This window comes from Microbulbifer sp. YPW1 (assembly GCF_013367775.1).
Lineage (GTDB): Bacteria > Pseudomonadota > Gammaproteobacteria > Pseudomonadales > Cellvibrionaceae > Microbulbifer.
On the sequence record NZ_CP055157.1, the window covers coordinates 4,105,432 to 4,126,940 of the forward strand.

At 57.7% G+C, this 21,509-nt stretch carries 20 protein-coding genes; 7 read left to right on the plus strand and 13 right to left on the minus strand.

What is annotated here, in order from left to right; all coding sequences use genetic code 11:
- Positions 1 to 8 precede the first annotated feature (8 nt).
- Positions 9 to 1,661, plus strand: a complete 1,653-nt coding sequence (locus tag HUW35_RS16695; RefSeq protein WP_181253339.1) for an amidohydrolase — start codon at positions 9 to 11, stop codon at positions 1,659 to 1,661.
- A gap of 113 nt (positions 1,662 to 1,774) precedes the next feature.
- Here the strand turns inward: HUW35_RS16695 and HUW35_RS16700 are convergent, their stop codons facing one another.
- The 5 genes from HUW35_RS16700 to HUW35_RS16720 all read right to left on the minus strand — a co-directional run bounded on the left by HUW35_RS16700 (position 1,775) and on the right by HUW35_RS16720 (position 8,415).
- Positions 1,775 to 3,994, minus strand: a complete 2,220-nt coding sequence (locus HUW35_RS16700; protein ID WP_181253340.1) for a M3 family metallopeptidase — start codon at positions 3,992 to 3,994, stop codon at positions 1,775 to 1,777.
- Between the two features lie 386 nt (positions 3,995 to 4,380).
- Positions 4,381 to 5,064, minus strand: coding sequence for a glutathione S-transferase family protein (locus HUW35_RS16705; RefSeq protein WP_181253341.1), 684 nt, complete (start codon positions 5,062 to 5,064; stop codon positions 4,381 to 4,383).
- Positions 5,065 to 5,106: 42 nt separating this feature from the next.
- Complete coding sequence (locus HUW35_RS16710; RefSeq protein ID WP_181253342.1) at positions 5,107 to 6,504, minus strand: class II 3-deoxy-7-phosphoheptulonate synthase; 1,398 nt, start codon at positions 6,502 to 6,504, stop codon at positions 5,107 to 5,109.
- 90 nt (positions 6,505 to 6,594) lie between these two features.
- Positions 6,595 to 7,791 carry an amino acid aminotransferase gene (locus tag HUW35_RS16715; RefSeq protein WP_181253343.1) on the minus strand — a complete coding sequence of 399 codons (1,197 nt, stop codon included), beginning with the start codon at positions 7,789 to 7,791 and terminating at the stop codon, positions 6,595 to 6,597.
- A 102-nt stretch (positions 7,792 to 7,893) separates the two neighbouring features.
- Positions 7,894 to 8,415: a MarR family winged helix-turn-helix transcriptional regulator gene (locus HUW35_RS16720; RefSeq protein ID WP_181253344.1), complete on the minus strand. Its 522-nt coding sequence runs from the start codon at positions 8,413 to 8,415 to the stop codon at positions 7,894 to 7,896.
- 370 nt (positions 8,416 to 8,785) lie between these two features.
- Here HUW35_RS16720 and maiA point away from each other — a divergent pair, with 370 nt between their 5' ends.
- Positions 8,786 to 9,421 (plus strand): maleylacetoacetate isomerase, encoded by a 636-nt coding sequence (gene maiA / locus HUW35_RS16725; protein WP_181253345.1) that lies wholly within the window; start codon positions 8,786 to 8,788, stop codon positions 9,419 to 9,421.
- Between the two features lie 9 nt (positions 9,422 to 9,430).
- On the opposite strand, the gene HUW35_RS16730 is transcribed toward maiA, so the two are convergent.
- On the minus strand, positions 9,431 to 10,456 hold the full coding sequence (locus HUW35_RS16730) for a mechanosensitive ion channel family protein (protein ID WP_219932613.1): 1,026 nt from the start codon (positions 10,454 to 10,456) through the stop codon (positions 9,431 to 9,433).
- A 94-nt stretch (positions 10,457 to 10,550) separates the two neighbouring features.
- Entirely contained in the window at positions 10,551 to 11,468 is a 918-nt protein-coding gene (locus tag HUW35_RS16735) for a 2OG-Fe(II) oxygenase (RefSeq protein WP_181253347.1), read from the minus strand.
- Between the two features lie 344 nt (positions 11,469 to 11,812).
- Between HUW35_RS16735 and HUW35_RS16740 the strand changes: the two genes are divergently transcribed.
- A complete protein-coding gene (locus HUW35_RS16740; protein ID WP_181253348.1) occupies positions 11,813 to 12,376 on the plus strand; it encodes an LEA type 2 family protein in 564 nt (187 codons plus the stop codon).
- Between the two features lie 80 nt (positions 12,377 to 12,456).
- On the opposite strand, the gene HUW35_RS16745 is transcribed toward HUW35_RS16740, so the two are convergent.
- The 3 genes from HUW35_RS16745 to HUW35_RS16755 are packed head-to-tail and all read right to left on the minus strand — an operon-like array spanning position 12,457 to position 14,287.
- Positions 12,457 to 12,825, minus strand: coding sequence for a hypothetical protein (locus HUW35_RS16745; protein ID WP_181253349.1), 369 nt, complete (start codon positions 12,823 to 12,825; stop codon positions 12,457 to 12,459).
- Between the two features lie 40 nt (positions 12,826 to 12,865).
- Complete coding sequence (locus HUW35_RS16750; RefSeq protein ID WP_078085785.1) at positions 12,866 to 13,420, minus strand: sigma-70 family RNA polymerase sigma factor; 555 nt, start codon at positions 13,418 to 13,420, stop codon at positions 12,866 to 12,868.
- Between the two features lie 12 nt (positions 13,421 to 13,432).
- A complete protein-coding gene (locus HUW35_RS16755) occupies positions 13,433 to 14,287 on the minus strand; it encodes a DUF6249 domain-containing protein (RefSeq protein WP_255463356.1) in 855 nt (284 codons plus the stop codon).
- A gap of 327 nt (positions 14,288 to 14,614) precedes the next feature.
- On the opposite strand from HUW35_RS16755, the gene HUW35_RS16760 reads away from it, so the two are divergent.
- The 3 genes from HUW35_RS16760 (at position 14,615) to HUW35_RS16770 (ending at position 16,299) form a co-directional block, all read left to right on the plus strand.
- A complete protein-coding gene (locus tag HUW35_RS16760) occupies positions 14,615 to 15,256 on the plus strand; it encodes a DUF924 family protein (protein WP_181253350.1) in 642 nt (213 codons plus the stop codon).
- Positions 15,256 to 15,882, plus strand: a complete 627-nt coding sequence (locus tag HUW35_RS16765) for a LysE family translocator (protein ID WP_181253351.1) — start codon at positions 15,256 to 15,258, stop codon at positions 15,880 to 15,882. Before HUW35_RS16760 ends, HUW35_RS16765 begins: the two co-directional genes overlap by 1 nt.
- A gap of 114 nt (positions 15,883 to 15,996) precedes the next feature.
- The gene (locus HUW35_RS16770; RefSeq protein WP_181253352.1) at positions 15,997 to 16,299 is read left to right on the plus strand and encodes a YebG family protein; all 303 of its coding nucleotides are present in this window, start codon (positions 15,997 to 15,999) and stop codon (positions 16,297 to 16,299) included.
- A gap of 144 nt (positions 16,300 to 16,443) precedes the next feature.
- Here HUW35_RS16770 and HUW35_RS16775 read toward each other — a convergent pair whose 3' ends face one another.
- The 3 genes from HUW35_RS16775 to HUW35_RS16785 are packed head-to-tail and all read right to left on the minus strand — an operon-like array spanning position 16,444 to position 19,625.
- Positions 16,444 to 16,836, minus strand: coding sequence for an MAPEG family protein (locus tag HUW35_RS16775; protein WP_255463357.1), 393 nt, complete (start codon positions 16,834 to 16,836; stop codon positions 16,444 to 16,446).
- A 51-nt stretch (positions 16,837 to 16,887) separates the two neighbouring features.
- Complete coding sequence (locus HUW35_RS16780; RefSeq protein ID WP_181253353.1) at positions 16,888 to 18,183, minus strand: amidohydrolase family protein; 1,296 nt, start codon at positions 18,181 to 18,183, stop codon at positions 16,888 to 16,890.
- Entirely contained in the window at positions 18,183 to 19,625 is a 1,443-nt protein-coding gene (locus tag HUW35_RS16785; RefSeq protein WP_255463358.1) for an amidohydrolase, read from the minus strand. Before HUW35_RS16785 ends, HUW35_RS16780 begins: the two co-directional genes overlap by 1 nt.
- A 211-nt stretch (positions 19,626 to 19,836) precedes the next feature.
- On the opposite strand from HUW35_RS16785, the gene HUW35_RS16790 reads away from it, so the two are divergent.
- Positions 19,837 to 21,474 carry a PAS domain S-box protein gene (locus HUW35_RS16790; protein ID WP_181253354.1) on the plus strand — a complete coding sequence of 546 codons (1,638 nt, stop codon included), beginning with the start codon at positions 19,837 to 19,839 and terminating at the stop codon, positions 21,472 to 21,474.
- Positions 21,475 to 21,509 lie beyond the last annotated feature (35 nt).

Consider the following 21,509-nt stretch of genomic DNA (forward strand, 5'->3'; position numbering starts at 1 on the left):
TAATAACTATGCGCCTCTCTCATACCCTCGTTGGCGTGTGCGCTATCCTCGCATCCTGGAACCTCCAGGCCACGACGATCGTACATAACTTCTCCGGTTATCAGACAACCGAACGCGACCTTAACCAGTTCAACACGTTGGTGTTTGACCAGGGCAAGGTACTGGCCACCGGTGATTTCGCCGCACTCAGTCAAAAATACCCGCAAGCGACAAAAGTCGATGCCGGCGGCAAGGTGCTGTTACCGGGTTTAATCGATGCCCACGGCCACGTTCTGGGACAGGGAAGACTGCAGCAGCAACTGGATCTGCGTGACCTCGACCTCTCGAAGACACTCGATGCGATCAAACAATTTTCACGCAATCAACAATCCGGCGATTGGCTGATCGGACGCGGATGGAATCAGGTCCTGTGGCGCGGCAAGCAATTCCCGACACGCCAACAACTCGACGCACTGGATATCGACCAACCGATCTGGCTGCGCCGTATTGACGGACATGCAGGGTGGGCCAACAGCGCGGCAATGGAGCGCGCGGGAATCACCCGCCAGTCAAAGGCGCCCGCAGGCGGCGAGATCATTCGCGATAAAAACGGCGAGCCGACGGGTGTACTCGTGGACAATGCAATGGCTCTGCTGGAAAGGGTAATCCCGCAGCCAGACCTCCAGGAAGAAAAAGCAGCTCTCGGCACCGCATTTGAACTCGCCCTCTCCCTTGGCTTGACCGGCGTCCACGACGCTGGTGTTGAAAAGCAGACACTGGAAGCCTACCGCCAACTAGCCGCGGAAAAAGCGATCCCGCTACGCATATACCCGATGATCTCCGGCGACGACAAACACCTGCCGGAGCTCCTTGATGCTGGTTATGTCGGCGCGCCCGATGAAAAGCTCTATGTGCGCAGTATCAAGGTCTATGCCGACGGAGCGCTGGGCAGTCGTGGCGCCGCCCTGCTCCAGCCCTACCATGATCGTCCGGGCGAAAAAGGCCTGCTGATCCACCAGAAGGATGCGCTGCTAAAGCAAATCAAAATGGCCGCGGACAACAAGTTCCAGGTGAACGTGCATGCCATTGGCGATCGCGCAAACCACATTGTGCTGGATATATTCCATACACTGAATAAGGAAAATGACCAGAAGCCATTCCGCCACCGCATCGAACATGCCCAGGTTCTGACGCTGGAGGATATCGAGCAGTTTCCCACTTTGAACCTGATCGCTTCCATGCAACCGGTGCACGCAACCAGCGACAAGAATATGGCCGGAGATCGCCTCGGGAAAGAGCGTCTTGAAGGCGCTTACGCGTGGCGGAAATTCCTCAATCAGGGCACCAAAATTGCTTCCGGCTCGGATTTCCCGGTAGAGCCCGTGAACCCACTATTCGGACTACACGCCGCAGTCACGCGACGCGACCGGCAAGGGCAGCCCGAAAAAGGCTGGCACGTGGAAGAAGCAATGACAATGGAAGAAGCACTACGCTCTTTCACCCTGGACGCTGCCTACGCCAGCCACCAGGAGCAGTTCATCGGCAATCTGGAGCCTGGCAAGTTCGCAGACTTTGTTCTACTAGATCGCGATATTTTCAAGATTGACCCGCAAGAGATCTGGAAAGCACAGGTACTGGAAACCTGGGTGGAAGGTGAAAAGGTTTACGCGCGACCCGAATAACATTCAAATATCATCCGTATTTGCCCCCCGTATCTGAAGCGAGGGAATAAAAAAAGCCGCACTCCGAACGGAGCGCGGCTTTTTATTTTACACCTGAGCTATAAGGCTATCTTTTACTCACCCGTCACTGCGGCGGTGCCTTCCTCGCCCGGCACCGGGAAACCGCGGTCGCGCATCAGCGGTTCGATGCCCGCATCACGGCCGCGGAATTTTCGATAGGCTTCAGCCGGATCCATTGCGTTACGCGGTGCAAACAGGTACTTCACCAGCTTGCCGGCCACTTCCTTATCGTAGAAACCACCTTCGGCTTCGGCAAATGCTTCAGAAGCGTCGGAGGTCAGCACATCCGCCCACATGTAGCCGTAGTAACCCGCGGAGTAACCTTCACCGGAGAAGATGTGTCCGAAGTGCGGCGTGCGGTGACGCATCACCAGCTCAGACGGCATACCCAATGCATCCAGGGTTTCACGCTCAAACTTGTCGGGATCGATACCCTCAGGATTCGTGGTGTGCAGCTTCATATCGACCAGTGCCGACGCCAGGTATTCGGTAGTTGCGAAGCCCTGGTTGAAGTTGGCGGCCTTCTTGATTTTGGCTACGAGCTCTGCCGGAATCGGCTCGCCAGTTTTGGCGTGCACCAGGTAGTTGTCGATGATCGGGTCGGTGCTCAACCAGCGCTCCAGCAACTGGGACTGGAATTCGGTGTAATCGCGCACGCCACCGTTCAGGGTCGGGTAGCTCACATTGGAAGCCAGGAAGTGCAGAGCGTGGCCGAACTCGTGGAAGAAAGTCTCTGCATCATCCCAACTAACCAGGACGGGCTCGCCGGGTGCACCCTTGATGAAGTTCGAGTTGTTGGAAGCCAGTACGGTTTCCTTGCCATCAAATGTGGTGTGATCGCGATACATGCTCGCCCAGGCGCCGGAACGCTTGCCGGAACGCGCGAACGGATCCAGGTACCACAGACCAATGTGCTCACCGGTGGTCTTGTCTTTCACTTCCCAGACTTTAACGTCTTCATGGAAGACCGGCACACTGCCCTCTTCTACCGGCGTAAAGCTGAAATTGAACAGCTCGCCGGCAACGTAGAACATGCCTTCACGCAGCTTATCCAGTTGCAGGTACTGCTTCACTTCATCGGAGTTCAGGTCGTACTTCGCCTTGCGCACTTTCTCGGCGTAGTAGCGGTAGTCCCAGGGCTTGATCTTGATGCCGGCCTTTTCCGCATCGGCAACGGCCTGCATATCCGCCACTTCTTCATGCACACGGGCAACAGCCGCCGGCCACACCGCTTCCATCAGCTCGATGGCATTTTCCGGGTTCTTCGCCATGCGGTTCTGCAGGCGCCACTGGGCATAGTTGTCGAAGCCCAGCAATGCTACACGCTCATCGCGCAGCTGCAGGATCTCGGCGATGATTGCATTGTTGTCGTGCTCACCGCCGTTGTCGCCGCGGCTGTAGTAGTTGGTCCACACCTTCTCACGCAGCGCGCGGTCTTCGGAGTAGGTCAGGAACGGGTCCATGGAGGAGCGGGTGTTCTTGATCGCGTACTTGCCCTTCTGACCTTTTTCTTCAGCCATGGAGGCAGCCGCTTTGACGAAAGATTCGGGCAGTCCTGCCAGCTGATCTTCGGTCAGGAAAATATCGTAGCCTTCCTCATCCGCCAGCACGTTGTTGGCAAACTTGGTGTGCAGTTCGGCCAGGCGGTTATTGATTTCCGCGTAGCGCTTCTTGTCTTCACCAGACAGGGTCGCACCGTTGGTCGCGAATTCGTCATACACCAGCTCGACAACGCGCTTCTGCTCGGCGTTCAGATCGGAATCGTTGCGAGACTCGAACACTGCCTTCACACGCTGGAACAGTTTGTCGTTCTGAATAATCTTGGAGTTAAAGGCGGCCAGTTTCGGGGCCATTTCCGCCTGTACGGCACGGAACTCCGGAGAAGACATGTTGCCACTCCAGATACCCCAGTAGGTGAATACCTGGCTCAGCGCTTTGCCACTGCGCTCCATCTCTTCGATGGTATTGGCGAAGGTCGGCGCTTCCGGATTGTTGGCTATCTTGTCGATTTCGGCCAGATTCTGGGCCATGCCGTATTCCAGGGCTGGCTTGAGGGCTTCCACATCCATCTTGTCGAATGCAGGAACACCGCCGTATGGGCCTACCCACTCCGCCAGCAAGGGATTGCTTTTGGCAACGTCCGCAACGATTTCTGCAGAAGCGGATACCTGCTCCGCCGGTTTCGCGGCCTGGACTTGTTCGGGCTCTTTACTGCAACCGGCAACCGTTGCCAGGGCAGCAGCGATGGACATCGCGATCAGTGTTTGACGCATCGACTCGATCCTCTAGTAGTTTGCTTAATTAGAATTATGAGTGCCCGGAGTGTACCGCGGGGTGCTAGATCCCGCTATGCACTGCGCACCACCCCAAAACTTCCTGTCGCGAAGTGCATTGCCCGCAGCACTATCCCCCACCGCTGATCAACCTTTCGGAGGATTTGGCGAGATGGCATTTTTTGCGCCATTTGATAACGACTTAATAAGTGCATAGTTTCAATGCAGATGCAGAACCCGCAGCAGACTGCGCGCTGCGGGAAACCGTCGAATGAGGAATGCTTAAGGGGAGTTGTGGAACCAGGGACCAGAGGGATTGAGGAGTGGAGAGATTAAGGAGCGGAAGATTCATGCGCGTCCGCGGCGCAATAGATACAACCGGGCCATCAGGCCCGGCGCCGGTCCTCTACGACACTGCCAACCGCGAGTAATTCTTCTTCGTGCTCTGTCTCCCGCCAGGGCTCATCCAGAGCCGCTTCAATCCAGGACTGCACAGCGGGAAGTGCGAGGATTCTCTGGCAATAATCCATTGCCTCGCGCCCCAGAGAGAGCTGGTAACCGGTAATGCGGATTACTACCGGTGCAAAGAATGCGTCCACGGCGGTGAACCCCTGCCCCGCCAGAAATGGGCCACCGAACCGCGATAAACCCTGCTTCCACAGCTCCTCAATTCGATCCAGGTCTTTCTGCAGAGCCTGATCCACCTCTTTGAGAGCAACGGTGACCCCGCAGCTCATGCTGCACTGATTGCGCAGCGCGAAGAATCCGGCGTGCATCTCCGCAGCCGCACAACGCGCCCAGGCCCTCGCCTGCTTGTCTTCAGGCCAGACTGCGGGATGGGATTCGTAGAGATACTCGGTGATGGCAAGGGAATCCCACACGGTGGTATCGCCATCGACCAGACAGGGCACCAGGCCGGTGGGGGAAAACTTGCGGAATTTGTTCCAGCTGCCGCCCTCGTCGAAGGGCACCAGCTGCTCTTCAAAGGGAATGTCCAGTTCGGTCGCAAGCAGCCACGGGCGCAGAGACCAGGATGAATAATTTTTGTTGCCGATAAATAACTGATACATCCCGATCTCCCTGTTCGGTGGATATTACTGAGTGCGGCCCGATTAATTGCCGCCGTTACGCCCGTCACGCAGCATTTCGGAAATACAGAAAGCCAGCTCAAGGACCTGATCCGCATTCAGCCGCGGGTCGCACTGGGTGCGGTAACAGCTGGCCAGATCGGCATCAGAGATCTTCCACGCGCCGCCGGTGCATTCGGTCACGTGCTGTCCGGTCATCTCCAGGTGAATACCGCCCGGATGCGTACCTTCGGCGCGGTGCACCGCAAAGAAGTCACGAATTTCCCGCAGGATATTATCGAAGTTGCGGGTCTTGAAACCGCTGGATGCTTTCTCGGTATTGCCGTGCATGGGGTCGGTACTCCATACAACGGAGCGCCCTTCCCTCTCCACGGCGCGCACCAGAGCGGGCAATTTGTCACCCAGGGTGTCGGCGCCCATGCGGGTAATCAGAGTCAATCGCCCGGGCTCGTTGTTCGGGTTCAGGCGGTCGATCAGGCGGATCAGCTCATCGGTATCCATACCGGGGCCAACTTTGACACCGATGGGATTCCAGACTCCGGAAAGAAACTCGATATGCGCGGCATCCAGCTGGCGCGTGCGCTCGCCGATCCACAGCATGTGTGCGGAGCAGTCGTACCACTTGCCGGTGAGACTGTCGGTACGCGTGAGTGCCTGCTCGTAATTCAGCAGCAATGCCTCATGGGAGGTGTACAGCGTGGTCTCGCGGATGGCCGGTGTATTTGACGAGTTCACCCCGCAAACCGCCATGAATTCCAGCGCGTCCTGCAGACGCTCAGCCAGCTGCGCGTAGCGATCCCGCTGCGGATTGTTTTCCAGGAAACTCAGGTTCCAGGCGTGTACCTGGTGCAGATCCGCAAGCCCACCCTGGGCAAAAGCGCGCAGCAGGTTGAGGGTTGCGGCAGACTGATTGTAGGCAGTCAGCATCCGCTGGGGATCCGGCACCCGGGCTTCAGCGGTAAAGTCGATGCCGTTGATGATGTCACCGCGATAACTTGGCAGCTCGACACCATCCACGCTTTCCATGTCCGCAGAACGCGGCTTTGCATACTGCCCGGCCATGCGCGCCACTTTCACCACTGGCAGACTGCCGGCAAAGGTAAGCACCACCGCCATTTGCAACAACACCTTGAAAGTGTCACGAATCCGGTTCGCATTGAAATCCGCAAAAGATTCCGCGCAATCCCCACCCTGTAGTAAAAATGCTTTCCCCTGAGCCACGTCAGCCAGGTGGCTGCGTAAATCTCTGGCCTCCTGGGCAAATACCAGCGGCGGATAACTGGCCAGCTGCTGCTCAACTGACTCAACCGCTGCCGCCTGCGGATACTTGGGCTGCTGGTGCGCCTGCAATTTGCGCCAGCTGGCGGGATCCCAGGGTTTGACTAGGGGCTCTGACACGGGCTTTTCTACCTCAACTTCCATTTTCGGCTCTACATCAAAATAGTTACACCAGTGCGCTGCAATTCAGCAGCGCACTTTACTGGCATTTCGCGACTGTCGCCGCGACTGCCATCAGGACTCCAGTACCTCTGCCACGGATTTGCAGAAATACGCCATGTTGCCCTGACTCAGGCCAGCAATGCTGATACGGCTGGAATCTACCATATAAATGGAATAATCCTGCTGTAGCTTTTGCACCTGCTCCGGAGTAATTCCCAAGAATGAGAACATGCCCTTCTGCCGCTGGATAAAGCTGAAATCTCCAGCGGCACCAGCGGCCCGCAGGCTTTCAACCACGCCACTGCGCAGACTGTTGATACGCTCGCGCATTTCGGTCAGCTCTGCTTCCCAGTTGGCGCGCAAGCTGGCGTCGGTAAGGATGGATTCAACAATGGCACCACCGTGGTTCGGCGGCATGGAATAGTTGCCGCGCACGACGTTCAGCAGCTGGCTCTGGCCGCGATCTGCCGCCGCCGCATCGCTGTAAATCACCATCGCCAGCCCCACGCGCTCACGGTAGAGACCGAAATTTTTGGAGCAGGAAGCCGCAACCAGCATTTCGGGCACAGATTCTGCCATCAGGCGCAGGCCGTACGCATCCGCATCAAGACTGTCACCAAAGCCCTGGTACGCCATATCGATAAACGGTGTAAAGCCCTGCTTCTGTGCCATTTCCGCCAGTACTTTCCACTGCTCACGGCTCAGGTCCGCACCGCAGGGGTTGTGGCAGCACGCGTGGAACAGAACGAGATCTCCCTCGCCCACCTGCTTCAGGGTTTCCACCATGGCATCAAACTGCAGGCTGCTGGTGGCGCGATCGTAATAGGGATAGCTCTTGATCTGCAGGCCGGCATTGCCCAGCAGGGGCACGTGGTTGGCCCAGGTCGGGTCGCTCACCCAGATGGTTGCACCCTCTTTGGCGCGATTGGAAAACTCTGCCAGCACACGCAGTGCACCACAGCCGCCCGGTGTCTGGGCGGAACGCACCCGATTACCCACCAGTGCCGCATGTCCGGCACCCAGCACCAGTTCCTGCATGGCGGTGTTGAAACCGGGTGTACCCGCAGGTCCGACATAGGCCTTGGTATCTTCGCTCTGCAGCAGGCGGGTTTCGGCCTCTTTTACCGCTTGCAAAACCGGGGTGTGGCCTGCTTCGTCTTTATAAACGCCCACCCCCAGGTCGATCTTGTTGGGGTTTTCGTCGGCGCGGTAGGTGGCCAGCAGGCCGAGGATGGGATCCGCAGGAAGGCTGCTCAGGTGGTCAAACATGGTAACTCCTGGTAATTCGTGCAGGTGCACTACGCAGGGTGCACCGGTCGGTAAAATCCAATTCAGTGATTATGGGATGAAGCGTGGCAGAAGGTTCGGGAATCAGTCGATCAGGCCGCGATTGGCCCAATCCTGGGCGCGCGCCATCAGCTTTTCGATAATGCTATCGAGCTGATTGCGCTCCTCCGCGGACAGCGACCCCATGAGATCGTTTTCGTACTGCTGGGCCAGCGGCACAATGCGTTCGTAGACGTCGCGGCCGAGCTCCGACAGGTTCAGCACCTGGCGACGACGGTCAGCCAGATCTTCACTGCGGGTGATGTAGTCATTCTTGATCAGAATGGAAACGGCGCGACTGATGGCAACCTTGTCCATTGCCGTCCGCTCTACCAGCTCAGCGGCTGAGAGATTCGGGAAGCGCCCGAGAATGGCCATTACCCGCCAGGCAGGAATGGTCAGATCGAATCGCGCGCTGTAGGCATCAGCGATCGCATTACTGACCCGGTTGGAAAGCACAGACAGACGATACGGCAGGAATTTCTCCAGGCGCAGATCGTCCGGACGCACTGCATCGATCGGATCAGAAAACTCAGTGATATCGCTCTTGGTATTATCTATTGTCATCGCGGTCCATTCACCTGCTGCTGGACGGGTTGTACCAGGTTTCAAATGTAACTAAGATTGGTTTCAATTGTAACCACTATTGCAGGAAATTTTTGGCAGCCTTGGGGATTGGGTAGCTGCCACCGATGAAACTTCAAGCATCGGGTACGCCTGTACAACTACAGGCGAGATTGGGCGCGCATTATACGGCGTTTGACGCCATTTTTGTTACCCTCTGAGGGTTTCTACGAAAACTATTTGCGCGCTGAGCGCGCGCTCTCCCGGAGCCTCCCGTAAAAGTACCCACCCCCAACAAATTTTCACACTTTTCGCGCGCCCCCTTGCCCGACACCCCCGGCGTAACGGGGCCACTCCATACAGGGAATCATTTATGGAACTACACGGCTACTTTCGTTCATCCGCCAGCTATCGCGTACGCATCGCACTGAACCTCAAAGGACTTAGCTACGACTATCATCCGGTAAACCTGCTGAAAGGGGAACAAGTAGAGGCGCGTTACCGCAGCCTGAACCCCCAGGGGCTGGTTCCCGCATTGATCGAGAGCGGCCATGTGTTTACCCAGTCCCTCGCCATCCTGGAATGGCTGGACGAACAGCACCCGGAGCCTGCACTGCTACCCCACGACGCCCTCGGCAGAGCCCGTGTCCGTGCCCTCGCCTACAACGTCGCCTGTGATATCCAGCCGGTGCAGAACCTGCGCGTGCTCAAATATATCCAATCGGAACTGGGTGCCAGCGATGAACAGAAAGTGGAGTGGATTCGCCACTGGGTTACCGGCGGCTTTCAAGCGCTGGAAACCCAGCTGGATGGACAGGGCGGCACCTTCGCTGGTGGTGATACGCCCGGACTGTTTGAATGCTGCCTGATTCCGCAAATCTACAACGCGGAACGTTTCGGCGTGTCACTCGATGCCTTTCCCCGCATAGCGACAATCGCAAAAGCCTGCGCGGAGCTTCCCGCCTTTGAACAGGCGCGCCCGGAGAATCAGCCGGACAGCACCATCTGATCGCGAGCGCTACTCACCCTGCGAAGGAGCCTCTGTGGGATCACCCGCAATCGGCAGGGGCTCTTTGAAGGTAAGCGTGCGGTAGGGAAAGGGAATCTCTATACCGGCTTCATCCAGTGCCCGCTTCACTGCGGTGACCACCTCGCCCCGGGATCGACGCTCCTCAAACGGTGTCGAGCCCGCCCACCAGGTGACCTCGATATCGATACTGCTGTCGCCAAAAGCCTGCGGGAACACCTGAATCGGCTCGTCATCCCGCACGGTTTCGCACTCGCCAACCGCCCCCTTGATCACTTCCACCGCACTGGCAACGTCTTCACCGTAGGCGACACCGGCAATGATGGTGATACGACGCTTGTTGCGATCGGTGAGGATTTCGCAGGGATTTTTGAACAGGAACAGGTTGGGCACGATCACCAGCTCACCGGTGGTGCGGCGAATCGTGGTATTGCGCACTTCCACTGCCTCTACCCTGCCCTCAACGTTCTCACACTTGATAACGTCGCCCGCCTCGAACGGGAACCGCCACAGGATCAGGATACCGGCAAAGAAATTCTCGAAAATATCCTTGAATGCGAACCCTACCGCCACCGATAGCAACCCCAACCCTCCCAGCGCCTTGGCGGGGGTCAAACCAGGAAATAACACCATGGCGGTAAACAGTAGCCCGATCAGCCAGATAAAGATTCTGGTCAGACGAACCATCAGATCTTGCAGGGACGGACGCGGGGTAGTCTTTCTTGCAAATCGGCGGGCAAATTTTCCCGCTACGGTAGCGATTCCCCAGGTCACCACCAGCATCAAAACACTGGCAATAAAGAATGGAATATGCGCGAGAAACCCTTCCCAGATATTGCTCAGGGAAGCCATCACTGTTTCCACCACACTGCTCAGCGAGGATGGATCGGCCTTGGCAAGCTCCAGCGATTCCGCCAGCTCTTTCGCCTTATCAGTGTCTACTGGCAGAGTGGGATTGGACTGTATCGACCCGCCAGTGGAGAGCAGATCGGAAGCAGACAAAGAAAGGCGGGTCACAAACATGGCCGGTTACAGTCGCGCTCAGATTCAGTCGAACTTGTACCAGCCTAGCAAATTGCCAGCCGGGGGCATTCAGGTCGGGGCGGGTAATTCACGCCTCGTCACACACATAGTCCTCGAGCCTCAGCCACTTGGTGGCGATCCACTTCTCACCAGCAATGACGGGACTCCCTCCATGTAGCGTTCGCTGGTCCAGCTCCCCGTGCTCGTTGGCGTAAGAGAAAAACAGCCCGCAACCCTTTCTGGGGAGAACATCCAGCGAGACCCGCGGAAACACCGTCGATCCCCCCGCCTCTACATCATTCAGATACATGATCATGGTACCAACGCGCTGCCCGCCCCTGGACAACACCCGCTGGTTACCCGCTCTCTCGGGATTGAAGTAATCGAAATGTGGTCGGTATTCGGCACCCGGCTCATAGTGCAGGATCTGCATCGACTCACCGCGGCTTGCCGGTATCCCCAACAGCCGTTCAATACGGGATTCGATACCTGCGATCAGTGGATTGGCGCCTGGCCGGTAATAGGTTCCGGAACTGGTGCGCGCCGCTTCCACGTCATAGGTGCCGCGATCGGCGTTAACTACACGGGAGGGGGTGAGCTTTGCCCGCGACATCTCGATCAGCGCGTCGCACTCGATATCCGATAACAGACTGCCGAACATCACGATATTGGGTTGCTTGATCGAAAGCAGGACTTCTACCTGGCGATCGCCAAGGTCGTAGAGGTTCTTGGTGGGCTCAAACAGGCGAAAGCGCTCTCCGTCATCCGACTTGCCGGTAGCGCCGGGGGCACTTGTGGTGTCTACCCCTCCGCCGGACACTAAAGGTTGCCGAGTAGCGGGCTGCGCCGCCCGATAGTCAGCAATACACTGCTCCACTGCATCCGCAATGGATGTTTGATATCCCGCCTTCAGCAGCGCATCAATCATCGCGGACTGGCTCTGGCCTCGCCTGACCGCATCGCGCATCCACTGCTGAAGGTCCGATTGAAGCTCAGCAAACTCCACAAGACACTCCTTTGTCTTCGTTTCGGCTATACGTCACCTTGACGATAGAGGTCAATTTTCGACCTCAGTATAGTTCTATCCCGTCGGCCCATTTCCCCAGGGCATCGCGAACATTTACAGCACGAAGCCCGAAAGATTCCGGGGTTGAACCCACTGCTGCCACAGCTGTCTATCGGTGGGCACCATCTTCGGAAAAAGTTCGTGCCACATGTGAACTGGGGCAACAAAAATTCCGTGAGGATCGCGTCGATTCAGAATAACCTTTGTTTAAGAAAAATTGTACCGGCGTCTAATTGACCGCCAAACTGCCCATCTACTGACCATGCTACTCGAGGGGAACCCGCTTGATTTACTCGCTCCGTCACTCATTTCACACCCTGTCCCGCAAACGGCTTCGCAATCGCCAGCAGCCCGGAAACTCCCCGGCAACGGGCAAGCGGTTGTGGGCTGCCCTCCTCCTGCTGCTCCCGCTGGCGGTGCTCCCTGGGTGCGCCGTACTGTCGCCAGACTTTGAAAAGCCGGAGGTACAGGTAACTGCACTGGAACCCCTGCCCAACAACCACAGTGGCGATCTGCGCTTTCGTATCCACTTGCGTGTATTCAACCCTAACAATAGCGAGCTCGCCCTGTCCGGCCTCTACTACACCCTGAAGCTGGCCGGCCACAAAGTGGTCACCGGCACCTCCAGCAACCTGCCGGTGATTCCCGCCTACGGTCAGCAGGCGATCAGTGTCGACGCGTCAGCAAATCTGATGGGGTCATTTATGGCGGCCGCAGAGTTGCTTCGACTACAGGGGAACACAGTGCCCTACGAGCTGGAGGCGAAGCTGGGCCTGCAGCGGTCCATCCTGCCGGCGATCCGGGTCAGCAAGCAGGGGAACATTCAGCTGGGGCAATATCAGCGCTGATGCGCAGGAAGTGAGATCAAAGGGAAAGTGCGGGCCGGTGGAATCACCGGCCCGCAGAAACAGGACAGGGCTAGCGGGCGCTAGCCGCGGCGTGCAGCCAGGATGCCCCCGGTCATGGCGGCCATGGAGCTGACAATACCAATTCCCACCAGGCTGTAGAGACTGATGCTCTGCGCAGCCATCACGGTGAGGACTTCTTCCAGGGGAAACTGCCAACAGACTATCGCCGAGGCCGCAACCACTGCGCCGTACTGGTAGCGGTTCGCCCTGCGCTCAGCCCGCTTGGCCGGCGCCGGCGGCAACTCCGCCATCACCCGTTCGCAGAAGCCGTCATTGTCCAGGTGTGGCTCATTGAACTGCAATTGCTGAGACAACCAGGTGTCAAAGTCCGGCTCATCACCCCCAAACGTATCGGGAGCGGGCCTTACAACACCGTCTGTAATTACCATACCTGTAATACCTGCAGTATCACTGTTCGAATTTCGGGAATCAGCCACTGGCTACCTCCTCTCGCCAGGCCTGCAGTAGAGTCTGCAATTTGGCCCTTGCGCGATTTACGTGGGATTTTACCGTGCCCAGCGGCAACTTCATAATAGTGGCCGCTTCCTCGTGTGAAAAGCCGCGCTGCATACACAGATGCACCGCCTGTCTCTGGGCGTCACTCAATTCCCCCATTGCCGAATTCAGATCCCTGGCCATACCCAACTGCTGTGCTTCTTCGACACTCTCCTGGGCTTGCGCGCGGTCCACTGCCTCCTGATCCACATCTGGTGCATTCTTGCGCTTGTGGCTCATGACCAGATTGTAGGCGATGCGGTACAACCAGGTACTGAAACGCGCATCCCCACGAAACGCAGGCAGCGCCTTGTAGGCCTTGATAAAAGCCTCTTGCGCCATGTCGTCGGCGAGTCCCTGGTCGCCATTGCACAGCTGGCGGAGCGAGAAACGCAGCTGTGACTGATAGCGACGAACCAGCTGGGCGTAGGCCCGCTGGTCCCCGTCGTCGACGACGCGCTTGATCAGATCCTCATCATTGAGGTCCATGGATGGCTGTCCTTAACCCGCTTGCTGTTGGTCGTGCTTCCAGTTGATATAGCGGGCGATCCCGATAAACAGGGGGATCAACCCGAGACTACCGACACCAACACCCGCTGAGGCAGACAGCCAGATAAAGATCGCGGCGCCGATGGCAATCAGGGTGATCCCCCGGTCCTTGGTGGTAGCCGTGCTCTGACCATCCAGGGCATCCAGCAGTTCCGGCGGGATATCGCGTCCCTCAGACACCATACGGTTGATGTTTTCCATCACCAGTTGCTTCTTGCGATAGCTGTTGCGCGTCACCAGCCACACGATCAGGATCGGGGTACCAAAGACCGCGAGAATCGCGACAATCCCGATCAGCCAGTCCATATCCGGCCCCCTGGAGCGACCACCGCGCTCTTGTGACACGTGGATTTCGTGGGTGCGCTCGTGCATACGCTCGGCACGTTCCTTAGCGCGCTCGGCCCGTTCCATATCGGCATTGATCCCGATGCTGATATTGCGCGGCACCGACTCCAGCGCCTCTTCGACGACCACTCCCGTGTCGTCGAGCACACCTTTCTCCACGAGCTGCTCGTAGATGCGACGAGTCACTGCACCGCCAAACTCCTCGCCGAGGTCGATCTCCACATTAGCGCTCTCGCCGTGCTCATCCCGCGTATGAATCCGCAGGCGGCCATCTTCCTGGCGCAGAATCCGCACCTGTTTGGTCACCTTGTCCTTCGCAGGAGGCTCCGGCGCCACCGCGGGGGCCGGCGGCTCGGGTGGCTGCGGCGCTACGGCGTCCTCCTGTGCCAGCAAAGTGCCAGAGACTCCCATCGCCAGGGTCGCTGCGATCGCGAGCGCCCAGCCGGGCAGTCGGTTACGCACAATTGATTCTTTCGCTCTCATTGGTGTTATCTCGCTCTTACTAGTCTGACCCGAGGTAAACTGGCCCCTTGCAGGGACCCGGGACCTTTCTCGCGTCAGAGTGTACCTTTTTCGAGCACCCTGTATCAGGGGCACAATCCGGGTTACCTTACTGACTGTGACTTGGCCGGGCTTTACCCTTCCCCTGATGGACGCCGGAGATGCGCCCTTTGGATGCAAAGCCGGCGCAAATAATTCAGCGGGCCCGGAATCACGACCGATCTGCCAGGCAGGTGACCGGGCCTGAGGCCGGTCAATCGCCGCAACATAGCCATAAACGGGGTATTCATGACTTCAGACGCGCTCACCGTCACCTCAATCACCCACCCTGCCGACATTCTCTCTTTCTGGTTCGGCAGCCCTGCGCTGGACGGAGAAACCCCGGAGCAACAGCGCGCCCGCTGGTTCCAACGCAATGACGAATTTGACCGTGAGATCCGCAATCGTTTCGAAAAGGCCATCGACGCAGCACTGGCTGGGGAGCTGGTCAGCTGGAGCGACACCGCCGAAGGCCAGTTGGCCCTGGTCCTTCTCTGCGACCAGTTCACCCGCAATATCTACCGAGGTTCGCCCAAAGCCTTCGCCGGAGACCCGATTGCGCTGGAGATCACCCAGGCAATGATTCGCAACAATCACCAGTGCAAGCTGGGGCTGCACCAGCGCGCATTTGCCGGCATGCCACTGGAGCACTCGGAGCTGGCTGAGGTACAGGCCCAGTCGGTGGCCTACTTCGACCAGTTGCGCACGGATTACAGCGAGGACAACGCCGGCCCGCAGGCCGCCAAGCTGGCCGGGGACTACTATCGCTTTGCCGTGGCCCACCAGAAAGTCATCGAGCAGTTCGGACGCTACCCCCACCGCAACGCCGCGCTCGGCCGAGAGAACACTCCGCAAGAGCAGGAATGGCTGGACAGCGGGGGTGGTTTTTAATGGACTGGTTAGCCTGGCTTTCTCTCGCTGGCGTCTGTGCCCTGGGTGCCATGTCCCCGGGGCCGAGCCTGTTGATCGTGGTGCGCAATGCCAGCACCGGTTTTGCCCACGGGGCCGCCTGCGCCATCGCCCACGGTGCCGGCATTGGCGGTTACGCGCTGCTGACGGCCCTGGGACTAAGCCTGGTGCTGACGAATTCCCCGGTACTGTTCACCGGCCTGCAATGGGGCGGCGCCCTGTTTCTAGTGTATCTGGGCTGGAAGTCCATACGCGCGCCCGCGCCAAAGGCGTCTGACGCGGCGACTTCGGAGACCGACGTCCCCCGTCAATCCATTGCTGCAGCCGCAGCACAAGGCTTCGGGATCGCCCTGTTCAATCCCAAGGTGGCGCTGTTTTTCGCAGCCCTGTTCAGCCAGTTTGTCGGTGCCGAGCAGGCCACGGCCACCAAGTTCGCCATGGCCGGTGTGGCCGCAGGTATCGATACACTCTGGTATTTGCTGGTCAGTGCGGCCATCTACTTTGGCCGCCGCAGGGGCATGCGCCCCGGGCGCTGGAGCCATCGCCTGCAGCAGCTGTTCGGCATTCTGCTGATTGCCCTCGCCGGTCGTCTGCTGTGGCAGATTTGACGGTTGACACTGGACAGGCATACAGATACTGTACATTCATCCAACTCAATAACAATTTACGGTTATTGTCCGGATTCAGCCCGGAATCACTGTATAAGACAACAGGAGGCCATTATGGCGGTAGTAGCGGTTTGGAAATGCGATAGAGACGGAGCCATGTTCGACAACAAAAAAGATGCCGAAGAACACGACAAGATGCTGGAACTGGCTGCCAATATTACTGCGCTGATCGAGCGCAATATTGAAGGCGTTTCGGAAGAAGCCAGCGAAGAAATCGGCCTGATGCTCGCCAAGCGTCGCGAAGTGCTGGCCAAGGCCTGTAAAGGCAAGCCGGAAGAACTGCTCGCCGCAGAAGAAACCAGCGAGCAATCAGATAACAGTGGTGAAAACGTCACCCCGCTCGCTGCCAACCAGTAATTCTGGCAGCTCGCGCAACCGGCGCCCCCACCGGTTGCGCATATTCCCCAGAAATTCCATCCCTGTACTCTGCCCGGCTTGCCGGGCTTTTTTTATACTGCGCCAGGCAGTCTCTGCCTGGCGCGTTCAGCCGGAATAGCTGGTTTAGAACACTGCACTTATATCGATCACCGCGAGGATGATAATGACCAGCCAGGTCAACGAGGTGCCGATAAAACGACCGGGGTGATAGCCGCCGCTACCCGCAGACAGGCCGATTGCATGCAACAGACGGCCAAATAACAGCGCAGCGCCCAGGCAGTGCAGCCACAGATGAGACAGGCCGTTGATTTCCGCAATCAACATCAGGATCAGGGCCAGCGGGATATATTCGACCGCGTTGGCGTGGATCCGCACCGCGATCTCCCCCTGCTTGTCGCCGCCCGTCCCCAACCCCACTTTCTTGCCGCGACGAAACGCGACCACCTTGAACGCCAGGGCTATGACCAGCAGCGCACAAAGTCCTGCGTAAAGTGCGGTTACATCAATACTCAACATATGCTCACCATTTCGCTTGAAACTCCTGTTAACGTTTTTTCGGATTGATCGTTATTTTTTGTAACCGTGTCCGGTACCGGACTGTGGATGCAGATAACGGTCGCGCAGGCGCGTCGAGCGGTTCACCAGGGATTGTGGCTTGCCATCAATCACCACCAGCTCTGCGTAGCTGGTGACCTCGAGGGGATCTCCGCTCCACAATACCAGGTCGGCGACGCCGCCCGGTGCCAGCACACCGCCCTCGAGGCCGAATACCGAAGCCGCGTTGGCGGTGATCGCACGCACCCCTTCTTCAAAGGGCAGGCCATACGCCACCGCATTGCCCGCCCCCTGTCGTGACAGATAGCTGTTGTGGGACCCAGCGTAACCTGGCCCACTGATCACCACCGTCACACCCGCCTTTTGCAACAGCGCTGCGTTATCCATACGCGCGCCCAGTTTCTCAAAGGCATCCGGGGAATTCCCCATGACATCCACGATCACAGGTACCCGTGCTGAAGCCAGTTGCTCAGCCACCATCCAGCCCTCGGCAGCGCCCTCCACAATCAGTTTCAGTTTGTACTGCTCTGCAAGCGCGAGTAATTGCAGGATATCACTGGCCCGGTTCGCCGTGATCAATAGGGGCTGCTCTCCCGTCAACAGTGGCTGCAGGGATTCAAGATCATCAATGGAATAATCCAGTTCGCGCCACTCTCCGCGACGGATAGCATCGCGGTTATCGGCATATTCTTTCGCCTGCGCCAGGGCGCCTTCAATCTGCGCATAGGCCCGGGCCCGACTGCCGCCTGCCAGCTCCGCCCCGTACTCGCCGAAATAGACTTTCTGCACCAGCGCATCGTTGATAATACTGTCGAATTCACCGGTGAGCTTGATAGCGAATCCCTGCCCGGCAAATATCTTCTCCTGGCTGCTCGGTACCACAACTGCGCGGGTGACGCCGCCGGCGCGATTGAAGGGGATCAGGGTAGAGTGCGGGTTAAAAGCCACCGATGGATTGAACCCGGCACCGATGGATACGTCCTCGATCGCGCTGTCGTTGGTGGAAGCTGCCGCGCCGATTTCGGTAAGCCCCAGTTCACTGCTCGGGGCAATGATGCCCGGGGTCACCACCTTGCCGCGGCCGTCGATAACCAGGTCTGCATTCAGATTACCGAGGTCTTCGGCCACCTGCTCGATACGCCCGTCTTTTACCAGCAGGTCCCCCATCTGCAGGGTGCCCTGATCGCCCAGGGTGATAACCTTGGCGTCCTTGATGAGCAGTGTCTGTGCAGTTGCCAGTGGTACAGCAACCACCGCAGAAACCAGAGAGGCGACGGCGCCAATTTTGAATGCCTGCTTAATACCCATTAGCGCTGCCCTCCTTCCGGCAGGCGTTCGCCTTCCGCGTTGAGAATACCCAGTTCAAAATCACTGTGCGGCTGTCGCTCGGGGTTGTCCCGGTCGTACATCAGCACACCGTCGATAAACACTTTTTCCGCTTTGCTGTACACACTGAATGGGTTGCCGGACCAGACCACCACATCGGCCATCTTGCCTTTCTCCAGGCTGCCGGTAACTTCATCGACGCCGAGCGCGCGCGCAGGGTTCAGGGTCATCCAGGCCACCGCATGGCGGGGTTCAATATGGAAGCCGGCGCGCTGACCAGCGAGCATGGCTTTGGCGGTTTCTTCATTGAGGTGCTGGATACCGATGGCGGAATCCGAATGGATCATGGCGCAGGCCTTGGCCTGGTCGACGATAGCGATATTGGCTTCGGTCATATCAAAGGCTTCGTGTTTGAAGCCCCACCAGTCTGCCCACATCGCTGCACACACTTTGTTTTCGGCGAGCAGATCTGCCACCTTGTAGGCCTCGACCGCGTGGTGGAAGGTGGAGATCTGGAAATCGAACTCCTTGGCAATGTCCATCATGATGGCCATTTCCTCACCGCGATAGCAGTGGTTATGCACCAGGATATCGCCGTTTAATACCCCCGCCAGGGTCTCCATCTGCAGGTCCCGCTCCGGCTCCTCACCGCCGTTCTCGTGGTAACTTTCCCACTTGTCGCGGTAGGCGGCTGCGGAGATCCAGGCCTGTCGATAGCCCGCCACATTTCCCATACGCGTGGAGGGCAAGGTGCCCTTGCCGCCATATACGCGTTTCGGGTTCTCGCCGCAGGCCATTTTCAAGCCGTAGGGCGCACCGGGAAATTTCATATCCTGCACACTGCGCCCGGGTACATTCTTGAGGGTCACCCCGCGGCCGCCAAACAGGTTGGCTGAACCCGGCAGGATCTGCAGCGTGGTAACGCCTCCCGCAAGTGCCAGTGCGAACTGGGGATCCTGGGTCCACACCGAGTGCTCGGCCCACACCTGTGCGGTGTTCGGTGCAGTCATCTCGTTGCCGTCCTGGGAGGATTCAATGGCCGGCGCCGGATAGTCGCCCAGGTGGGAGTGAACATCGATAATACCCGGGGTTACCCATTTACCGGCACCTTCCACCACCATGCCTTTTTTGGGCACTTTCAGCTCTTCACCAACCGCTGCGATTTTTCCGTCCTTCAGCAGCACATCGGTCTTGTTCAACTGCTCCCCAGTGCCGGTCAGCAGCGTAGCACCACGAATCAGGACCGGACCGGCTTCGTCCGCTTTATAAGTAGAGGGGAAAGCATCCTGCCGGGAAAAATCAGCCCCTTTTGACTTGGCTTCGTCATCTCCCCCGCAGGCAGTCAATGTCAGTGCCATAGCTGCACTGCAGGCCGTTGCCAACAGACGTCGCACCACCTTTGTCGATTCCAGAGCTGGCCGCATCGCCCCTCCTACTTGTTTTACTGTTATTAGGAAATTTTCATAAACAGATCCCATGCTATCAGCAATTCAGGAATCCGCCAGTCTGCCAACTGGTACTGCCCAGTGAATTCTATTTGCGCTGCAGGTCACAGAATGCACGAGAACCCGCCCTAGACAAGGGCAAACCACCATGATGCAATTTAGATTCTCTCCTTGAATCCAGGATGGGCGGATGGAAAAACCAATAAATACAGGCGCAACTCAGCCTGCGGTGCACACTGGACAACCCGGTTTACAGGGAGATTCGCGAGAAGTATACGAAGCACTGCGCAAAAGTGAGGAGCGCTACCGGGAACTGGTGGAACACGCCAACTCCATCATCCTGCGTTGGGATAAAAACGGTGTCATCAGCTTCTTCAACGAGTATGCGCAGAATTTTTTTGGATTCAGCGAAGAAGAGATCATCGGTAAACACGTGGTTGGGACTATCGTCCCCGAGAGTGAAAGCACCGGCCGCGATCTGCGCCCTCTGATGGACCATATCTGCAATCACCCCAACGAACACCGCTACAACGTCAATGAAAACATTACCAAGGACGGCTCTCGCGTCTGGGTAGCCTGGACCAATAAAATCCTCACCGATGACACAGGTAACGCCATCGGTGTACTCAGTATCGGCAGCGACATCACCAAACAGCGACAGCTGGAAGAAGAATTGCGTCAGGCCCAGAAAATGCAGGCCATCGGTGAGCTCGCCGGGGGGATCGCCCACGACTTCAACAATATGGTGCACGGTATTGCAGGCTTTGCCGAAGTCATTCACCAGATGACCGTCGATAAAAAGATTGCACAGTACGCCAGCCAGATCCTTACCACGGCACACCACGCCGCGGAACTTACCAAGCAACTGCTCACCTTTGCCCGCAAAGGTTCCTACCAGCTCAACGACTGCAATACCCACGATATCGTGCGCGACGTGTGCGCCATGCTCAAACGCACCATTGATCGCAGAATCGTCATCCGACAACAGCTGTCGGCAGGGCTGCCCCATATCAAAGGGGATTCCGCGCAATTGAAGAGTGCCCTGCTGAATCTGGGAATCAACGCGAAAGATGCCATGCCCTCAGGAGGTGTGCTGGAATTCAGTACCCGCAATATTACCGTGAACGAGCCCCTGGCGATCTCCGACTTTCAGCTGGAGCCGGGCCAGTATCTGCAGATCCATGTAAGTGACAACGGAATGGGTATGACGGAAGAAGTCCGCCAGAGAATTTTCGAGCCGTTTTTCACCACCAAATCCAGCGGGCGCGGTGCCGGATTGGGACTAGCCGCAGTTTACGGCACCACTCACATGCACCGGGGCGCCATCCAGTGTCGATCCGAAATCGGCAAAGGCAGTAGCTTTGATCTCTACCTGCCCATCAGCAAGGATTGCAGCAAACACCTGAAAAACAAACAGGACAACGAGATACCGGAACGGCCCATTCGCATGATGGTCGTGGACGACGAAGCAATCGTACGCAGTTACTCGAAAACCCTGTTTGAAATGCACGGCCACCACGTGGACACCTTCGCCACCGCCAGTGAAGCCATCGCATTCTATGGGCATAATTATGCGGAAATTGACCTGGTGCTACTGGACATGATCATGCCGCATATGGACGGCCAGCAGTTGTTTGCCGAATTGAAGCAGATCAACCCGGATATCAAAGCCATGCTGGCCACCGGGTACAGTGTGGAAAGTAAGGTACAGGAAATTGTCGAAGACGGAATCCTCGACTGCCTGAAGAAACCCTTCACCTACGATCAGCTGCAGCGGAAAATCACTGACATGCTGTCTGAAGGGCATCTACAGGCAGCACCATCCTGAGTCTGCGGTGGATGAATGGGAGACATGGAATGGCA